General features: G+C 66.1%; 20 protein-coding genes and 2 pseudogenes. 11 read left to right on the top strand and 11 right to left on the bottom strand.

Annotated elements, in window-relative coordinates:
- The first annotated feature begins 43 nt into the window (after positions 1-43).
- The 8 genes from KV110_RS37575 to KV110_RS37540 all read left to right on the top strand — a co-directional run bounded on the left by KV110_RS37575 (position 44) and on the right by KV110_RS37540 (position 8,959).
- Positions 44-3,997, top strand: coding sequence for a DNA-directed RNA polymerase subunit beta' (locus tag KV110_RS37575; protein WP_218471870.1), 3,954 nt, complete (start codon positions 44-46; stop codon positions 3,995-3,997).
- 208 nt (positions 3,998-4,205) lie between these two features.
- On the top strand, positions 4,206-4,397 hold the full coding sequence (locus KV110_RS37570) for a hypothetical protein (RefSeq protein ID WP_218471869.1): 192 nt from the start codon (positions 4,206-4,208) through the stop codon (positions 4,395-4,397).
- On the top strand, positions 4,384-4,569 hold the full coding sequence (locus KV110_RS37565) for a hypothetical protein (RefSeq protein WP_218471868.1): 186 nt from the start codon (positions 4,384-4,386) through the stop codon (positions 4,567-4,569). The genes KV110_RS37570 and KV110_RS37565 overlap by 14 nt, the downstream gene beginning before the upstream one ends.
- Before the next feature lie 482 nt (positions 4,570-5,051).
- A complete protein-coding gene (locus KV110_RS37560; protein ID WP_218471867.1) occupies positions 5,052-6,083 on the top strand; it encodes an alpha/beta fold hydrolase in 1,032 nt (343 codons plus the stop codon).
- Positions 6,084-6,116: 33 nt separating this feature from the next.
- Positions 6,117-6,254, top strand: coding sequence for a hypothetical protein (locus tag KV110_RS37555; protein ID WP_218471866.1), 138 nt, complete (start codon positions 6,117-6,119; stop codon positions 6,252-6,254).
- A gap of 58 nt (positions 6,255-6,312) precedes the next feature.
- On the top strand, positions 6,313-7,284 hold the full coding sequence (locus KV110_RS37550; RefSeq protein ID WP_246634207.1) for a zinc-binding dehydrogenase: 972 nt from the start codon (positions 6,313-6,315) through the stop codon (positions 7,282-7,284).
- A gap of 60 nt (positions 7,285-7,344) precedes the next feature.
- Entirely contained in the window at positions 7,345-8,409 is a 1,065-nt protein-coding gene (locus tag KV110_RS37545) for a glycerophosphodiester phosphodiesterase family protein (RefSeq protein ID WP_218471865.1), read from the top strand.
- 79 nt (positions 8,410-8,488) lie between these two features.
- Complete coding sequence (locus KV110_RS37540; protein ID WP_218471864.1) at positions 8,489-8,959, top strand: PaaI family thioesterase; 471 nt, start codon at positions 8,489-8,491, stop codon at positions 8,957-8,959.
- Between the two features lie 38 nt (positions 8,960-8,997).
- On the opposite strand, the gene KV110_RS37535 is transcribed toward KV110_RS37540, so the two are convergent.
- Complete coding sequence (locus tag KV110_RS37535; protein WP_218471863.1) at positions 8,998-10,008, bottom strand: aldo/keto reductase; 1,011 nt, start codon at positions 10,006-10,008, stop codon at positions 8,998-9,000.
- Positions 10,009-10,108: 100 nt separating this feature from the next.
- Between KV110_RS37535 and KV110_RS37530 the strand changes: the two genes are divergently transcribed.
- Complete coding sequence (locus KV110_RS37530; protein WP_218471862.1) at positions 10,109-10,978, top strand: helix-turn-helix transcriptional regulator; 870 nt, start codon at positions 10,109-10,111, stop codon at positions 10,976-10,978.
- Between the two features lie 78 nt (positions 10,979-11,056).
- Here the strand turns inward: KV110_RS37530 and KV110_RS37525 are convergent, their stop codons facing one another.
- Both KV110_RS37525 and KV110_RS37520 read right to left on the bottom strand, forming a co-directional pair.
- Complete coding sequence (locus KV110_RS37525) at positions 11,057-11,683, bottom strand: DUF8020 domain-containing protein (RefSeq protein WP_218471861.1); 627 nt, start codon at positions 11,681-11,683, stop codon at positions 11,057-11,059.
- A gap of 80 nt (positions 11,684-11,763) precedes the next feature.
- Positions 11,764-12,234 (bottom strand): MarR family winged helix-turn-helix transcriptional regulator, encoded by a 471-nt coding sequence (locus KV110_RS37520; protein ID WP_218471860.1) that lies wholly within the window; start codon positions 12,232-12,234, stop codon positions 11,764-11,766.
- Positions 12,235-12,318: 84 nt separating this feature from the next.
- Between KV110_RS37520 and KV110_RS37515 the strand changes: the two genes are divergently transcribed.
- Positions 12,319-12,690, top strand: a complete 372-nt coding sequence (locus KV110_RS37515; protein ID WP_218471859.1) for a VOC family protein — start codon at positions 12,319-12,321, stop codon at positions 12,688-12,690.
- 41 nt (positions 12,691-12,731) lie between these two features.
- Here the strand turns inward: KV110_RS37515 and KV110_RS37510 are convergent, their stop codons facing one another.
- From KV110_RS37510 to KV110_RS41965, 5 genes and pseudogenes are all read right to left on the bottom strand, one after another.
- On the bottom strand, positions 12,732-13,625 hold the full coding sequence (locus KV110_RS37510) for an NAD(P)-dependent oxidoreductase (RefSeq protein WP_218471858.1): 894 nt from the start codon (positions 13,623-13,625) through the stop codon (positions 12,732-12,734).
- An 86-nt stretch (positions 13,626-13,711) separates the two neighbouring features.
- Positions 13,712-14,119, bottom strand: coding sequence for a pirin-like C-terminal cupin domain-containing protein (locus KV110_RS41725; protein WP_246634206.1), 408 nt, complete (start codon positions 14,117-14,119; stop codon positions 13,712-13,714).
- A gap of 220 nt (positions 14,120-14,339) precedes the next feature.
- Positions 14,340-14,582 (bottom strand): annotated as a pseudogene (locus KV110_RS41720) (pirin family protein); the annotation flags it as partial.
- A gap of 116 nt (positions 14,583-14,698) precedes the next feature.
- On the bottom strand, positions 14,699-15,010 hold the full coding sequence (locus tag KV110_RS41970) for a GNAT family N-acetyltransferase (protein WP_343224205.1): 312 nt from the start codon (positions 15,008-15,010) through the stop codon (positions 14,699-14,701).
- Positions 15,011-15,031: 21 nt separating this feature from the next.
- A pseudogene (locus tag KV110_RS41965) lies at positions 15,032-15,493 on the bottom strand (carboxymuconolactone decarboxylase family protein); the annotation flags it as partial.
- A gap of 173 nt (positions 15,494-15,666) precedes the next feature.
- On the opposite strand from KV110_RS41965, the gene KV110_RS37495 reads away from it, so the two are divergent.
- Positions 15,667-15,837, top strand: a complete 171-nt coding sequence (locus KV110_RS37495) for a hypothetical protein (RefSeq protein ID WP_218471856.1) — start codon at positions 15,667-15,669, stop codon at positions 15,835-15,837.
- Positions 15,838-15,896: 59 nt separating this feature from the next.
- Here the strand turns inward: KV110_RS37495 and KV110_RS37490 are convergent, their stop codons facing one another.
- The 3 genes from KV110_RS37490 to KV110_RS37480 are packed head-to-tail and all read right to left on the bottom strand — an operon-like array spanning position 15,897 to position 17,681.
- On the bottom strand, positions 15,897-16,187 hold the full coding sequence (locus tag KV110_RS37490) for a putative quinol monooxygenase (RefSeq protein WP_246634205.1): 291 nt from the start codon (positions 16,185-16,187) through the stop codon (positions 15,897-15,899).
- Between the two features lie 28 nt (positions 16,188-16,215).
- Entirely contained in the window at positions 16,216-17,232 is a 1,017-nt protein-coding gene (locus KV110_RS37485) for an aldo/keto reductase (RefSeq protein WP_218471855.1), read from the bottom strand.
- A complete protein-coding gene (locus tag KV110_RS37480; protein WP_218471854.1) occupies positions 17,229-17,681 on the bottom strand; it encodes a MerR family transcriptional regulator in 453 nt (150 codons plus the stop codon). The genes KV110_RS37485 and KV110_RS37480 overlap by 4 nt, the downstream gene beginning before the upstream one ends.
- Positions 17,682-17,703: the final 22 nt, after the last annotated feature.

Below are 17,703 nucleotides of genomic sequence, written 5' to 3'. Positions count from 1 at the left end.
AGTTGAACTTTCACTCCGCAAGCTCCGTGAAAGGTGAAGTTACGTGCTAGACGTCAACTTCTTCGATGAACTCCGGATCGGCCTGGCCACCGCCGACGACATTCGCCAGTGGTCCTTCGGCGAGGTGAAGAAGCCGGAGACCATCAACTACCGCACGCTCAAGCCGGAAAAGGACGGACTCTTCTGCGAGAAGATCTTCGGCCCCACCCGGGACTGGGAGTGCTACTGCGGTAAGTACAAGCGTGTCCGCTTCAAGGGCATCATCTGTGAGCGCTGTGGCGTCGAGGTGACTCGCGCCAAGGTGCGTCGTGAGCGGATGGGCCACATCGAGCTGGCCGCACCGGTCACCCACATCTGGTACTTCAAGGGCGTCCCTTCGCGCCTCGGGTACCTGCTCGACCTGGCGCCGAAGGATCTGGAAAAGATCATCTACTTCGCCGCCTACGTCATCGTCGCGGTGGACGACGAGCTGCGCCACAACGAGCTCAGCACGCTCGAAGCCGAGATGGAGGTCGAGAAGAAGGCGGTCGCCGACCAGCGTGACGCCGACCTCGAGGCCCGCGCCCAGAAGCTCGAGGCCGACCTGGCCGAGCTCGAGGCCGAGGGTGCCAAGTCCGACGTGCGCCGCAAGGTCAAGGACGGCGGCGAGCGCGAGATGCGTCAGCTCCGCGATCGGGCCCAGCGCGAGCTGGACCGGCTCGAGGAGATCTGGACCACCTTCACCAAGCTGGCCCCCAAGCAGCTCATCGTGGACGAGGTCCTCTACCGCGAGCTGATCGACCGCTACGGCGAGTACTTCACCGGCGCCATGGGTGCGGAGTCCATCCAGAAGCTGATGGAGAACTTCGACATCGACGCCGAGGCCGAGAACCTGCGGGAGACCATCCGCAGCGGTAAGGGCCAGAAGAAGCTGCGCGCGCTCAAGCGGCTCAAGGTCGTCGCGGCCTTCCAGACCAACGGCAACTCGCCGATGGGCATGGTGCTCGACGCCGTTCCGGTGATCCCGCCGGAGCTGCGTCCGATGGTTCAGCTCGACGGTGGCCGGTTCGCCACCTCCGACCTGAACGACCTGTACCGCCGCGTGATCAACCGCAACAACCGCCTCAAGCGACTGATCGATCTGGGTGCGCCCGAGATCATCGTCAACAACGAGAAGCGGATGCTGCAGGAGTCCGTGGACGCGCTGTTCGACAACGGCCGTCGCGGCCGTCCGGTCACCGGACCGGGCAACCGCCCGCTGAAGTCGCTCAGCGATCTGCTCAAGGGCAAGCAGGGCCGGTTCCGGCAGAACCTGCTCGGCAAGCGCGTCGACTACTCCGGCCGTTCGGTCATCGTGGTCGGCCCGCAGCTGAAGCTGCACCAGTGTGGTCTGCCGAAGCTGATGGCGCTGGAGCTGTTCAAGCCGTTCGTGATGAAGCGTCTGGTCGACCTGAACCACGCGCAGAACATCAAGTCCGCCAAGCGGATGGTCGAGCGGCAGCGTCCCCAGGTGTGGGATGTCCTCGAAGAGGTCATCGCCGAGCACCCGGTGCTGCTGAACCGTGCGCCCACCCTGCACCGCCTCGGCATCCAGGCGTTCGAGCCGCAGCTCGTCGAGGGTAAGGCGATCCAGCTGCACCCGCTCGTCTGTGAAGCGTTCAACGCCGACTTCGACGGTGACCAGATGGCCGTGCACCTTCCGCTGTCCGCGGAGGCGCAGGCCGAGGCCCGCATCCTGATGCTGTCCTCGAACAACATCCTGTCGCCCGCCTCGGGTCGACCGCTGGCCATGCCGCGTCTGGACATGGTGACCGGCCTGTACTACCTGACCCGCCTCGAAGAGGGCGCGAAGGGTGAATACAAGCCCGCCGCAAAGGATTCCGCCGAGTTCGGCGTGTACTCCTCGCCCGCCGAGGCGCAGATGGCGGTGGACCGCGGTGAGCTCACCGTGCGTTCGCTGATCAAGGTGCGGCTCATCCACCAGCGCCCGCCGAAGGACATCGAGGCGAAGCTGTTCCCGGAGGGCTGGAACCGCGGCGACGCGTGGATTGCCGAGACCACCCTTGGTCGCGTGCTGTTCAACGAGCTGCTCCCGGCGGACTACGCGTTCATCAACGAGCAGATGCCGAAGAAGCGTCAGGCCACGATCATCAACGATCTGGCCGAGCGCTACCCGATGATCGTGGTCGCGCAGACCGTCGACAAGCTGAAGGACGCGGGCTTCTACTGGGCCACCCGTTCCGGCGTGACGGTCTCGATGTCCGACGTGCTGGTGCCGCCGGAGAAGACCGAGATCATGGAGCGGTACGAGACGCTCGCCGATCAGATCGAGAAGAAGTACCAGCGTGGTGCCCTTGACCACCAGGAGCGCAACAACGCGCTGGTCAAGATCTGGCAGGAAGCGACCGAAGAGGTCGGTACGGCACTGCGTGCGCACTACCCGCCGGACAACCCGATCATCACGATCGTCGAGTCGGGCGCCACGGGTAACTTCACCCAGACTCGTACCCTCGCCGGTATGAAGGGTCTGGTGACGAACCCGAAGGGTGAGTTCATCCCGCGCCCGATCAAGTCCTCGTTCCGTGAGGGCCTGACCGTGCTCGAGTACTTCATCAACACCCACGGTGCTCGTAAGGGTCTGGCCGACACCGCGCTGCGTACCGCCGACTCGGGTTACCTGACCCGTCGTCTGGTGGACGTCTCGCAGGACGTGATCGTGCGCGAGCACGATTGCGCCACCGAGCGCGGCATCATCGTGCACATCGCCGACAAGCAGGCGGACGGCACGCTGATCCGGGACGCGCACGTGGAAACCTCCGCGTACGCTCGCACGCTCGCTTCGGACGCGGTGGACGCCAAGGGCAACCTCGTCATCGGCAAGGGCGCCGACCTCGGCGACCCGGCCATCGAGGCGCTGCTCGAGGCAGGCATCACCGAGGTTCGGGTCCGCTCCGTGCTGACCTGCACCACCGGTACCGGTGTCTGTGCCACCTGCTACGGCCGCTCGATGGCCACCGGCAAGCTGGTCGACATCGGTGAGGCCGTCGGCATCGTCGCCGCGCAGTCCATCGGTGAGCCCGGTACCCAGCTGACCATGCGTACCTTCCACCAGGGTGGTGTCGCGGGCGATGACATCACCGGCGGTCTGCCGCGGGTGCAGGAGCTGTTCGAGGCCCGCGTGCCGAAGGGCAAGGCGCCGATCGCCGAGGTCAGTGGCCGGGTCCGGATGGAGGACGACGACCGCTTCTACAAGATCACCATCATCCCCGATGACGGTGGCGAAGAGGTTGTCTACGACAAGCTCTCGAAGCGGCAGCGGCTGCGTGTCTTCAAGCACGACGACGGCACCGAGCGTCTGCTCTCCGATGGTGATCACGTCGAGGTCGGCCAGCAGCTGCTGGAAGGCGCGGCGGATCCGCACGAGGTGCTGCGCATCATGGGTCCCCGTCAGGTGCAGATCCACCTGGTCCACGAGGTCCAGGAGGTCTACCGCTCGCAGGGTGTGTCGATCCACGACAAGCACATCGAGGTCATCGTGCGTCAGATGCTGCGTCGCGTGACGATCATCGACTCGGGTGCCACGGAGTTCCTGCCCGGTTCGCTCACCGAGCGTTCCGAGTTCGAGGCCTCCAACCGTCGCGTCGTCGCCGAGGGCAATGAGCCCGCGGCGGGTCGCCCGGTGCTGATGGGTATCACGAAGGCGTCGCTCGCGACCGATTCGTGGCTGTCGGCGGCGTCCTTCCAGGAGACCACTCGAGTCCTGACGGACGCGGCGATCAACTGCCGCTCCGACAAGCTCATCGGCCTCAAGGAGAACGTGATCATCGGCAAGCTGATCCCGGCCGGTACCGGCATCAACCGCTACCGCAACATCCAGGTGCAGCCGACCGAAGAAGCCCGTGCCGCCGCGTACGCGGTGCCGTCCTACGACGACACCTACTACAGCCCGGACAGCTTCGGCCAAACCACCGGCGCCGCAGTCCCACTCGACGACTACGGCTTCAGCGACTACCGCTGACCCGGTACCGCCCTAACACCCGGCCCCCGCTCCGTTTCGGAGCGGGGGCCGGATGCATTCTGTACTGGTCAGAGACTGGCGATGCGGTCCGACGACCGTGCTGTGGGTGGGAATCACATATCATTGGCAAATGCCTCCCGCGAGCCCCCTACCTGCCGGTGATCCTCACCGAGTCATCACCGGCCCTGACGGTGTCGTTGAGGTCATCGTGAGCTTGAGCGAGTATCAGCAGCTCAAGGCCGAACGCGAGGAGCTCCGTCGCCTGCAGGAGACGGAGGCCAAGAATCTGATCGCGGCCCAGCTCCGTGAGGGCATGGCACAGTTCGCAGCCGACCCTGCGGCCTTCCGTACGTTGACCCGGGAGGATCTGCAGCGGGAAGACATCTTTGACCGGCCGTAAGGTTCTCATAGAGGTCGCTCCGCGCGCCGAGCAGCAGATATACGAACTCCCGGAGTTACTACGGGTCGAAGTCCGCCTAGCTCTGCTCGACCTGCTGGACGATCCGCTTCCTCTTGCCAAGGGTGCCAGGCCCTTTCGCGCGGCCGGGGACGAGATACCTAATGCCTACTAATGGGACATCGGCGGCGTGACCATCTTCTACAACTTGATCGAAACCGGCCCGCTGCTGATTCAGGTGATCGTTCAGGTCGTTGTGATCGATGCTCTCTGATTCAACCCGGGAACGGCTGCGTCCGTTGCGCGGCGTGGTGTTGCAGGCGGAGCCGTCGGCGTACGCGATGACGTGCTCGGGATCGGTGTAAATCCCGAGCGCTGCATCAAAATCCCGCCGCGCTCATCGATAACGAGCGCGGACCAACCAGGCACCAGACTGTTTGCCTTCGGCGCGTTGGGATCCCGGTAGTAGTCCCGTCGATTGCTCATGCCTGCCTCTGACTCCCGCCGCACAGCAAAGAGTGATCAGAAATTTACTTTTGGGGGCAATATTTTCTGTAAGAATATTTTCAATTGAAGGGGTCCGGCTGGTGGATGGTGCGCGGCTGCGGCTGAGGCCTGCCGAATTCTGGTCCGCCCGTTGCGAAAGCGAGTCGATACATGGCCCACCACCAGATCTTCGATCTCGGTGACTTCACTACCCAGCATGGTGCCACGTTGCGCAGTGCCTTCCTGGCTTACGCCACATATGGCGAGCTCAATGCCGACAAGAGCAATGCCATCGTCTATCCGACGTGGTTCTCCGGGCGACATTGGGACAACGAGTGGCTGATCGGCGAGGGGATGGCGCTGGACCCGGCGGAGTACTTCATCATCGTGCCGAACATGCTCGGCAACGGTCTGTCCAGCTCGCCGAGCAACACCCTGAAACCGTATGACCGCGCACGCTTCCCCGCCATCACGGTCTACGACCAGGTGGCCGCGCAACATCGCTTGGTAACAAAGAAATTCGGCATCGAGCGCCTCGCACTGGTCACCGGCTGGTCCATGGGGGCGGGCCAGACCTACCAGTGGGCGGTGAGCCACCCGGAGATGGTCGAGCGGATCGCCCCGTTCTGCGGTTCCGCGCGCACCAGCCCGCACAACAAGGTCTTCCTGGAAGGCGTCAAGGCGGCGCTCACCGCCGACACTGCCTTCGCGAACGGCTGGTACGGCGAGACCTGGCCGACCATCGGATTGCGGGCCCTGGCAAGGGTTTACGCGGGTTGGGGCTTCTCCCAGGCCTTCTATTGGGAGAAGGAGTACGAGAAGCTGGGCTACACCTCGCTCGACGATTTCCTCATCGGCTTCTGGGAAGGCTTCTTCCTGGACGGCCGTGACCCCAACAACCTGCTCGCCATGCTCTGGACCTGGCAGAACGGCGACGTCGGCCGCACACCCGGCTTCGACGGCGACACCGAAGCGGCCCTTGCCTCGATCAAGGCGACCGCCCTGATCATGCCCGCGGCGAAGGACCTCTATTTCCCGCCGGAAGACGAGGCCTGGGCCGCCGAGTTCATTCCCAACGCCGAACTCCGCGTGATCCCCGGCATCTGGGGCCATTTCGCCGGCCACGGCAGCAACCCCGAAGACACCCGGTTCATCGATACCGCCCTAACCGACCTATTAGGCAAACCGGGCGGCCTGGTCTGACCCGGTAGCCCGCGCATGCAGGGTTTCGGGGGCGTGAACGACGCACTGGCGGTGGCTCTCGGAGCGCTACTGCTCATCGGCATCGTTGTCCTTGCTGTATGGGATGACGTGCGCGAACGGACCGACGATCGAACCGGGCAGCGCGAAGAGGAGCGTATTGACATCAACTAACGTTGAGGTTGCAGGCTAGGCGCAGAAGCTCAATCGAGCTCTGACCGGAGGAGACGCTGTGCACGCCGTAGTCCTGCATACTTTTGGCCCCGCGGAAAACCTGCGCTACGAGACGGTCCCGGACCCGACACCGGGACCCGGGCAGGTGCGCATCGCCGTGCGAGCGGCCGGGGTACACCTGATCGAAACGGCGATGCGGGCGGGCTTGCCGATCGGCCCGCCACTACCGGAACTCCCCGCCGTCTTCGGCGGCGAGGTGGCCGGAACCGTCGAATCCGTCGGGCCGGACGTCGACCCCGCCTGGATCGGCGCCGACGTCGTGACGCCCGCGAGCACGTCCGGCGGCTACGCCGAACTGGCCGTCGCGGAGTTGCCTGCGCTGCACCGCATTCCGGTCGGTCTCGACTATCCGGCGGCCGCCGCGATGATCGTCACCGGCACCACCACCATCGAAGTGCTCGACATCGCCGCCCTCACTGCCGACGACGTGGTTCTGGTGAACTCGGCGGCGGGCGGCATCGGCCGGTTGATCGTGCAGCACGCCCGCAATATCGGTGCGCGCGTCATCGGCGCGGCCGGTGGGCGCGCCAAGGTCGCGGCGGTGGACGCGCTCGGCGCCGACCTGGCTGTCGACTACAACGCACCCGACTGGACCGACACGGTCCGGCAGGCGTTCGGCGACCGCGCGGTGACGGTCGTTCTGGACGGCGTCATGGGCGAGAAGGGCCGGGCGGCAGTGGATTTGCTTGCCAACGGTGGGCGGTACGTCACCTACGGCAACGCGTCCCGTGAGGCCTTCGAACCGGACCCGGAAAAGCTTCGGGAACAAGGCATTACGGTGATCGACGCCCTCTCCATCATGTTGGCGGGATCGCGTGCGGTGCGCGATGAGGAGTCCCGCGCGCTAGCCGCCGCCGCTGAAGGCCGCATGGTGCCGACAGTCCATACCTTCCCACTCAGCGCGGCGGCCGACGCACACGCCGCGCTGGAGAATCGGGCGACGACCGGCAAAGTCGTCTTGGTTCCCTGATCCGCCCAGGGTTCATTCAGGTTTCACCGCGGCGTCAGTGGCGGCGGTCAGAGTAGGATCATGCGTCGAACGTATGCGGTGGGAGTCGCGGTGGTCCTGCTGACCGGTTTGCTGACAGTGGCGGGGGCGTCGGCGGACGCACCGCGAGCGCCGTTCGACCTGCAGGCGCACCGGGGTGGCACGGCACTGGTGGTGGAGAACACGCTGGCCGCCTTCGCGAACGCGTTGGAACTCGGCGTCCGCACCCTCGAATTGGATGTTCAGATCACCGCGGACGGGTACGCGGTGGTCACCCATGATCGAGATCCGAGTCCGGACAAATGCGTCGATACCGCGCCCGCCTTCCCCTTGGACCCGAAGTTCCCTTATGTGCCCGGCACCAGGTTCATTCGTGACCTGACTCTCGCGCAGGTGCGCACCATCGACTGCGGCTCACTACGTTTGGCGGCTTTTCCGGAGCAGCGGACCGTGCCCGGCGCCCGAATACCATTGCTGTCGGAGGTTTTCGACCTCGTGCACGCGTATCGAGCCGACGAGGTGATGCTGAACATCGAGACCAAGGTCGAAGCGGGAGCACCGGAGCAGACCGCGCCGCGCGAACAGTTCGTGCAAGTGGTCGCTGCGCAAGTGCGGCAGGCTCACCTCGAAAATCAGGTCACCATCCAGAGTTTCGATTGGGGTGCGCTCATGCGCATGCGGGAGGTGGCACCGGAACTTCCCCTTGTCGCGCTGACCAACGGCCAGCAGTTCCTGCGGGCGGGGATGTCCGGTGCATCGCCGTGGTTGGGCGGTATCGACATCGATGACTTCCCAGGCTCGCTCCAGCAGAAGTATGTGGCGGCCGCGGCCTCTTTCGGCGCCGACGCGGTGTCGCCGGTGCACGGCAGCCCGCAGGACGGCAGTGTCACCGACCCCGGCTACCAGCCCTTCACCACCGGCGAACTGGTCGCGGCCGCGCATCAGCGTGGAATGCGAGTGGTGCCGTGGACGGTGGACGACCGAGCCACCATGATCTCGCTGCTCGACCTCGGCGTGGACGGCCTCATCACCAACCGCCCAGATCTGTTGCGCAGCATCCTCTCCGAACGCGGCTACCCACTGCCGAAGGCGTATCACCGGCCCTGAGTGAACCCTCGCGTAGACAACACCCCGTCACCACGGTATGAAAATAGAACACGTTTCAGTTCTTTGAGTGGGAGATGCGATGGACAGCGCGGCCATGGGGGAGTTGGTGATGGCGGGGTTCCAAAAGCTGGGGTTCATCCAGTACACCGGGATCGAAGGGGTCGAGTTCGACGCGGGACGGAATGTGGTGCGGATGGCGCCGCGGGACGAACACCTGAACCACAACGGTGACCTGCATGCGGCGGTGTTGTTCGGGTTGGCGGAGACCGCCGCGATGGGTGCGTCGATATCCGGCATCGTCGACCTGATGGGCGACACGTTCATTGTGGCCAGAGACGGGCGGATCGAATATCGGGCCCGCGCCAAAGGCGATGCGGGGCCGTACCTTGCGACGTCCGAGGTGTCCGGCGAAACATTGCGGCAGGTGCGGGCGGACATCGCGGCGAAGACCGCGGTCGAACTGGAGGTGCCGGTGAACATCACCGACAACACCGGAAAGTCCGTCGCCGCAGCGGCATTCACCGCGGTCATCCGCCCGAAACGATCGTGAAGCAACCGAGGGCGCAGCTACGCGCCCTCGGCCCGATCTCAGCGCTCGCTGTCCAGCATCGCCATCTGTTCGGACGCGTAGCGTTCACCGGCGATCTGGTCGACGGGCACCGCGGCTTCGATGGTGGACAGATCGTCGACGGTCAGTGAAATATCCAGTGCGCCTACCGCTTCGGACCAGCGGTCGCGGCGGCGGGCGCCGATGATCGGCACGATGTCCGCGCCGCGCGTCAGCACCCAGGCGATGGCGAGCTGGGCGACTGAAACACCCTTGTCCTTCGCGATCGCGGCGAGCGCATCGACCAATTTCAGGTTCCGGCCCAGGTTCTCACCCTGGAAGCGCGGGCTGTGCGCACGAAAATCGTTGGCGGCGAACGTGGTTCCGGACTGCACCGAATCGCTGAGCAATCCGCGGGACAGCACCCCGTAGGCGGTGATGTCGATGCCGAGCTCACGGCAGAGGGGCAGGATCTCGGCCTCGATTCCGCGGGAGATCAGGGAGTACTCGATCTGCAGGTCGGCGATCGGATGCACCGCGGCGGCCCGCCGGATGGTGTCGACGCCGACCTCGGACAGGCCGATGTGCCGGACGTACCCGGCCTCGATCAGCTCGGCGATGGCCCCGACCGTGTCCTCGATCGGGACGTTCGGGTCGAGCCGGGCCGGACGGTAGATGTCGATGTAATCGACGCCGAGCCGCTGCAGGCTGTAGACGAGAAAGTTGCGCAATGCCGCGGGCCGGTTGTCCGTGCCGCCCCAGGTGCCGCCGGGTCCGCGAAGGGCGCCGAACTTCACGCTGAGCACCACGTCCTCGCGTGGCCGTTCGGCAATCGCTTTGCCGATCAGTAGCTCGTTGTGCCCGGCGCCATAGAAGTCGCCGGTGTCGATGAGGTTCGCACCGGAATCGAGCGCCGCGTGGATGGTCGCGGTGGATTCGACATCGTCCGCGGCCCCGTACATGCCGGACATGCCCATCGCACCGAGCCCGATCCGGCTGACCGCCGGTCCGTTCTTGCCGAGCTGAACTGTGGGAATCTTGGATGTCGTCATGAGACAAGCCTGCGCCTCCGGCACCGATCGCGGCAGAGATCGTTTATCGGGGGATTGCCGATCCCTGGCTGAGCCGCCGGTTCCGGGGGAGAGTGGAGGTATGGACCGAACCGAGCTCGCCGACTTCCTGCGCCGCCGCCGCGAGCAGTTGACGCCCGCGGAGGTGGGTTTGCCGCCCGGTGTCCGGCGCCGCACCCCCGGCCTGCGCCGGGACGAGGTGGCCTTGCTCGCTGGTATGTCCACGGACTACTACACCCGCCTGGAACAGTCGCGCGGGCCGCGCCCGTCCATCCAGGTGCTGGCGTCGCTGGCGCGGGCGCTGCGCTTCAGCAGCGACGAGCGTGACCATCTCTACCACCTGTGCGACCATGCCGCGCCGGGACGCGAGCTCGCCGACCGCCACGTCGGCCCCGGCCTGATGCACCTGCTGGCCAAGCTGGACGACACCGCCGCCACCGTGGTCACCGACCTCGGTGAGGTGCTGGTGCAGAACCGCATGCACACCCTGCTGGTCGGCGATCACGCCACCCGGCGCGGCTGGGAGCGCTTCTATGCCTATCGCTGGTTCACCGATATCGAGTCGCGGGCGATCTTCCCCGAGGAGGATTGGGACCGGCTGAGCCGCAAGCACGTTGCCGATCTGCGCGCGACCGCCGCGCGGCGATCGGGCGACCCCGACGTCACCGAGTTCATCGGCAGATTACGTTCCGAGAGCGTGGAATTCGACCGGCTCTGGGACGAACACGAAGTGGCGGTACGCCTTTCCGACACCAAGCGCATCCAGCACCCGCAGGTCGGCCTGATCGACACCATCTGCGAAACCCTGCTCACCCCGAACTCCGCCCAACGCCTGCTCGTCTACCTCCCCCGTCCCGGCACCGACGCCGCCGAGAAGTTGAACCTGTTGCGAGTCATCGGAACCCAAACCCTGGACGCCCCCGCCGACCCCCTCGCGCGTGATCGCACCTGACGAGCAACACACCATGGAGACCCATCCTCGGCGTCCGCCGCAGCCGCACGGGCCGGTCAGCGAGGGCCGCGTGCTGGATCAGGGCGCGCCGGAAAGGTAGTCCATGGCGGCGTCGATCGCGGGCTGACCGCCACCCACCGCGAGTCCGGCCGCCGCGCCGATCGCGGCCCCGAGGACCGTGGTGATCGGCACCGTGATGAAGTCGAGGACGAAGAGCCCCAGTGGGAAGCCGAGCACGAAGCCGATGGCCGCGCCGATGCCCGCGCCCGCCACCACGATCGGCATGTTCCGTTCGACTTCGGCGAAGAACCGTTCCTGGCTGCTCACATCGCGCAGCGGCGTCTGCGACATATTGTCCGGAACGAGGGTGAGCCGGTGCCCCGCGTCCTCGATGACCGGATGCAGCGCCACCCGTTGGTCGCCGATGCGCAGCGCCATCGGCACGGCGGCGACGACACTGCCGTCGCGGTCGGTCAGCGTCACGACCCGGCCGTCGCGGATCAATTCGAATCGGCCGTCCTGGACCGTGGTCACCGCCGCGCGCCGATCCTCGGATGCCGCGACCTGGTAGGCGATTTCGGCGAACGAGCCGCGCACATCGAGCGGAGTGTCGGGGGTGGTGGGATCCGCGTGCGTGACACTCGTGGTGATCGCGGTGGCGACCAGGGCCAACAGTGCCGTCGCGGTTATTCTGGAAAATCTCATCGTGCTCTTTCCATAGCGCTGCCCCTGCGCAGTGTGTTTCGTGGGCGACCTTAGCAGGCTCGGGCGCAGGACAACTCGGCTCAGCGGACGATTTCGTTGCTCAGTCGTCGCAGGTACCCCGCGAACCGCTGCCGATCGAGCTCGTCCCAGTCGGCGGTGAGCTCGGTGAAGATCTGGCGCTGCCAGTCGCGAGCGTCAGCGAGCAGCCGTTCGCCGCTGGCGGTCAGGGCGAGCGAGGTGCGGCGGCGGTCGTGTTCGGACTCGGCGCGGGAGAGGTGGCCCGCCGCCGTGGCATCGCGCACCATGCGGCTCGCCCCTGAATGATCGAGTCCGAGTTGATGTGCCACCGAGGTGATCGTGGCCTCGCCGCCCTGCTCGACGGTGGCGGCTACGGCCTCGACCACCTGGACATGCTGCGCGTGCCGCAGCTCGTCGGGCAGATCGTGCGAGGTCCGGTGGATCCAGCGCCGTGACCAGAATCGAACCAGCCGAAAGAGTGCGGGTCCACCGTCGGCGGCGGTCCCGGGCCTGGCGGTCGCCCGTCTGCTCATGCTGCCAGCCTAGCCGGTCGCCGCCAATAACATGCGGAACGCATGTATATTTGTATGCATATCGCATCTATTTTGGAGGCAGTCATGGCCATTGTCTTGCACCACACGATCGTGTCCGCAGCGGACAAACATGCCGCCGCAACATTTTTCGCCGAGTTGATGGGCCTGCCGGTGGGTGCACCGGCAGGCCCCTTCGTACCCGTCCAGGTGAACGCCGACCTCACCTTCGACTTCGACGACCGAGGGCAAGTCGAACCGGGCCACTACGGATTCCTCGTCGACGACGAAACCTTCGACGCCGTCCTGAGCCGACTGGAACAATGGCCCGGCGTCGACTACGGCTCCGCCCCGCAGCACGGATGGGACCGTGCCGTCAACCAACTCGGCGGCGGTCGCGGAGTCTACGTACACGCACCCGACGGCCACAGCTACGAACTGTTCACCGCGGTTCCGTAGCCCGGCCGTCGTTCGTCGAGCAACGGTACGTCCTGGCGGTGTCAGCCCTTCCTGAAGTGCTCGACGACACGGGAGTAGCTGTCATTCCCGTGCCCGGCTTCGACCAGCTTGGTGACGAGAGCTCGGGTATAGCGCGGAAGTTCGGCATCGATGCCACGAAATTCGCTCTCGCGCAACAGATCCTCGATCGAAGGCAGGTGATGCTTCAGCGCTCCGAACGGGACCGCGAACTCGCCGCTGTCGACCTCGTCGGCGAGGAACGGCAGGAACGACGTGAGTGCCGACATCGACGGCTCGGCATGGGAAAGGAATTGCCGTACGCCTACACCCGCGTCCGACAGGAGGGCTGCGGCGTGCAGGAATCCGTTGAGCAGTCCCCACATGGTGCCGTGCACGGCCATCCCGTACAGCGCGGGCATGCCCGGATCCGCGGAGATCCAGGCGCCGCGCCCGGCAAGCGGCGTCAGCGCCGAACCGTAACGGCCGTAGGCGGTTTCGGAACCGCCATAGAACACCACGGATTCGGGCTGCCCGATGCCGGGGGCGATGGTCATGATCTGGCCGTGCAGGTAGTCCGCACCCTGTGCGGCCGCCCGTTCGGCCACCTCACGGGCGGCCGTGGAGGTGCCGTCGGTCAGGTTCAGCACGGTGCGCCCGGCCAGCGCTTCGCCTGCCGATTCGAGGATCTCGCGCGCGATGTCGTTGCCCTGCACGCTGACAACCACCAGCTCGCCGGCCGCCACCGCCTGCCCCGGCTCGGACACGGCCCGCGCACCCGCGCGGACCAACGCATCGGCCTTACCCGGTGTGCGATTCCACACCGTGGTCGGATGTCCGTTGCTCACAAAGGCATTCGCCAGGGCGGAACCCATCTCGCCCAGTCCGAGGACCGTCACCGTGACCGGCGCAATAGTCGTGCTCGGAGTTGTCGTCATAGTCTTGCACCTCTCGTTGTGGTCGAGCTCCACGCTAGAAGCTCAACCAAACTCGAGGTCAAGTGTTGATTCGCCCGTCGGTCCGATCAGGTTCTGGCCGGACCGATCCGCCGCTTACGCGGCTTCAGATGCAGGCCGGGCAGGGGCGGCGCGGGGATGCGCTGCTCGGGCGGGTGGCCTGCGATGGCCGCGAAACGGCTGAGATCGCGGTTCTCCCAATCGTTTCGGGCCGCGACGATGTCCTCATGGCTACGGCCGACGAAGTTCCACCACATCACCAGTTCCTCGCCGAACGGCTCGCCGCCGATCAGTGCGAAATGTGCACCGGCGGTGCTGCTCAGCGTAATCTCGGCACGATCGGTGCCGAGATACAGCAGTGGTCCGGCGGTGAGCGCGGTGTCGTCGACCGTCACCGTACCCTCGATCACCAGTACCGCGTGCTCGAAGCCGCGGTCCAGCGGGAGGGTGACCTCGGCGCCGGGCTCCAGCCGCACATCCGCGCCGACGATCGGCGTGTACGCGGTGGCGGGGGGAGGTGACGCCCGCCAGCGAGCCGATCAGGACGACGGCGCGAATGCCGGGCGCCTGGTAGGCCGGTAGCTCACGATGCTGCTCGAAATGCGGGTCGATCCCGGTCCGGTTGCCGGGCAAGGCGATCCACAGCTGCAGGCCGTGCCCGGCGTGTGCACCCGCGACGCCGTACTCGGAATGCGCGATGCCGCGCCCCGAGGTCATCAGGTTCAGCTGCCCCGGCTCGATCTCCACGTCGGAGCCGACCGAGTCGCGGTGCCGGATCCGCCCGTCGAACGGCCAGGTCACCGTCTGCAAGCCGATGTGCGGGTGCGGTTCGATATCCGGCGACGCCCCCGTGGTGGTGACCGTCGGCGAGCCGAAGTGATCGAGAAAGCACCACGCGCCGACGGTCGGCAGATCCCGTTGCGGCAGTACCCGTTCCACGAAGACGCCGCGTACGCCACCGAGCGGCACCTCGCGCGACGGATAGAGCTCGGCCACCGCGCCCGGTCCGGGCGCGGGCTCGCACAGCGTCTCCGCAGGCTGCGGATCGAGATCACTCACCGAGTAATGCCCTTGCCGATGACATGCGCGTCGTACTGCGGGTGCTTGTCCAGGTACGCCTTGATAAACGGGCACTGCGGCCGGATCGCCCGCTCCCGCTCGACCGCGTCTTCGATGGCGTGCTTGGCGAGCGTGCTGCCGAGACCTTTACCGGAGAACGCACCATCGATCTCGGTGTGGGTGAACACTGTCTCGTCGTCGCGCTCCTCGTATTCGGCGAACCCGGCGAGCTTGCCGCCGTAGAACACCTCGTACCGGTGCTTCTCGTCGTTGCGGACAACCGTGGATTCCGAAGCGGCTGCGGTCATGGTCGACTTCTCCTTCGATGCGCGTACCGGATGTTTGCTGAGGATCGACACGCGATTGAACGCGCCGATCGTGGTGGCCGCCCAGACGACGACGGACAGCTGATCGTCCGTCAGATGTTCGCGCGCGAAAGCGTATGCACGCTCCATCGTGTCCTCGTCCGGCAGCGTCGCGGTGATCTCGGCCAGCTCGAGAGCCGCCTGTTCCTTCGGTGAGTACAGCTCCGTGCGACGCCATGCGGGCAGCACGGCCAATTCCTGTGGGGTATTCCCCGCGGCGAGCGCGGCACGCTGGTGTGTGTCCAGGCAATAGGCGCAGCCGTTGATCTGGGAAACCCGCAGGTTGATCAGCTCGATGAGCTTGCGATCCAAGCCGACTTCGGCGCCGGCGGCGCGTACTTCGCTGGCGACCTTGCCGAGGGCACGGAACGCGGCGGGCGTCTGCTTGTCGATCCAGACGCGGTCATGCGGTACATCGGGCTTCACTCCATTGGATGCTAGCGGCCCGCACACCCCGTCACGCGGCGGGGCCGCGTTCAAACGGACCGAGGTCCGAGTTCATTTACACCGGCATACGGAACTCGTAGAGATCCTCCGTCGCCTCTCGCGCGGGTCGACGCGCGGCACGAATATGGGAGGTTCATCGAAGGAGAAATGCCATGAGGTTCCGCAACCGCACCGCACCCACATTGGTCGCCGCCTGCCGCCGCAGCGCGCACCGCATCTGGGCCAGGCAGGATCTCACGCCGCAGGAGCGGGCGAATCTCATGGTCGGCTGGACGCCACCCGCGGTGATCAGCGCGTCGCTGGGCGGGCGCACGTTCCACTGAGACAGCGCCGCCTGTGCGAAACAGCGCAGCCCGGCGATTGCCGGGCTGCGCTGTGGTCGCTAGATCTCGTTGAACCGCCGCAATTGGAACGGCTCGAACAGGATGTCGTCCAAGGCCGCCGCGCAGTGCTTCAGGTGCGCGGTTTCGAAGTGCGCGGCCAAGGCGTCGGCGTCGACCCATTCCTCCAGCAGCACGACCCGGCTCGGATCGGTGGGATGCAGGTAGAGCTCATAGCCGAGACAGCCCTCCTCGGCGACGGTCGGTTCGATCATGCCGAGCAGTACCTCGCGCAGCTCGGCCTCGCGGCCGGGCTTGGCGGTGAACCGGACATTGAGCGTCAGCGAAGGCACGTGGACTCCTGATCTGTTGTGGTGCTTGTTATTCCCGGCCCGCAGAGGTGAAAGACATGTCTCCGTACCGGTTTCCGGTCACTTGGCCCGCGATCGGCTCCAGCGTGACCAGCTCGTCATCGCTCAGTGCGATGGTCGCGGCCGCAACGTTCTCGGCGAGCCGAGTCCTGCTGCGGGTACCGGGAATCGGAGCCACCGACAGGTCGCGCACTCGACTCTGCGCGTGCAACCAGGCCAACGCCACCTGCGCCAGCGTCACACCGCGCGCCTCGGCGATGGTCCGCAGCGGAGCGAGCAGTTCGGCGTTGCGGGCGGCGTTGTCCTCGGCGAAGCGCGGAAAAACCCGCCGCACATCGCCTTCCGCGAGTTCCCCGGCCGCCGCGACCGCACCGGTGAGAAAGCCGCGGCCCAGCGGCGAGTACGGCACGAAGGTCACGCCGAGCTCGGTGGCGGCGGGCACCACCGTCCGCTCGACATCCCGGGAAAATATCGACCACTCGGACTGCACGGCCGCGATCGGATGTACCGACTGCGCCGCGCGCAGCTCTGGCCCGGTCACTTCGGACAGGCCGATCGCCCGAATCTTGCCCTGCCGCACCAACTCCGCCAGTGCGCCGACAGTGTCCTCGATCGGCACCGCCGGGTCGCGACGATGCATGTAGTACAGGTCGATGGTGTCGATGCCGAGCCTGCGCAGGCTGGCCTCCACCGCCTGCCGGATGTATTCGGGCGAGTTGTCGATGCCGCGGTAGGCGGGGTCGTCGGCCTTGCGGACGATGCCGAACTTGGTGGCCAGCACCACCCGATCACGATGGGCACGCACGAACTCGCCGAGGAATTCCTCGTTGTGGCCGGAGCCGTACATGTCGGCGGTGTCGAACAGCGTGACGCCGAGTTCCAGCGCCCGGTCCAGGGTCGCCCGTGCTTCGGTGAGATCGGTGGTTCCGTAGAACTCGCTCATCCCCATGCAACCCAGCCCCTGCACGCCGACCTCGATGCCGCTGGCTCCCAGCGTGGTCGTTGGCAGCGTTTCGGTGGTGGTCATACCTTGATCCCTTCCCTCTGCACGGTGATCGTGGCCGGCCGGGCAAGTTGCGCCTTGCCTTCGTAGACGTCGATCTTGTAGTCCAGTACGGCCACGGTCTGACGAAGTTCATCGATCTTGGCGAGTACCTCGGCGCGCGTGTTGCGGAACATCTCCAGCCGCTCGGGGAACGTCGACTCCCCGGCCCGCACCAGCTCGGCGTAGCGGACCATGTCCGCCACCGACATCCCGGTGGTGCGCAGGCGGCCGATCAGTGCCAGCCACTCCAGGTCACGGTTGCTGAACCGCCGCTTACCGGCGTGGTCCCGGCCGACGTAATCCATCAGCCCGATCCGCTCGTACCAGCGCAGCGTGTCCCGGCTGAGCCCCGACCGCTCGGCGACCTCACCGATCGAATACCTCGGCTGTTCCCAGTCGCTGCCTCGCTCGTTCCGTGCGGCTTCACTCACGACACTCGCCCTTCCCGTTGAA

This window comes from Nocardia iowensis, assembly GCF_019222765.1.
In the GTDB taxonomy this organism is placed as follows: Bacteria; Actinomycetota; Actinomycetes; order Mycobacteriales; family Mycobacteriaceae; genus Nocardia; species Nocardia iowensis.
Note: the sequence above shows the minus strand (reverse complement) of the source record. Positions and strands in the feature narration are given on the sequence as shown.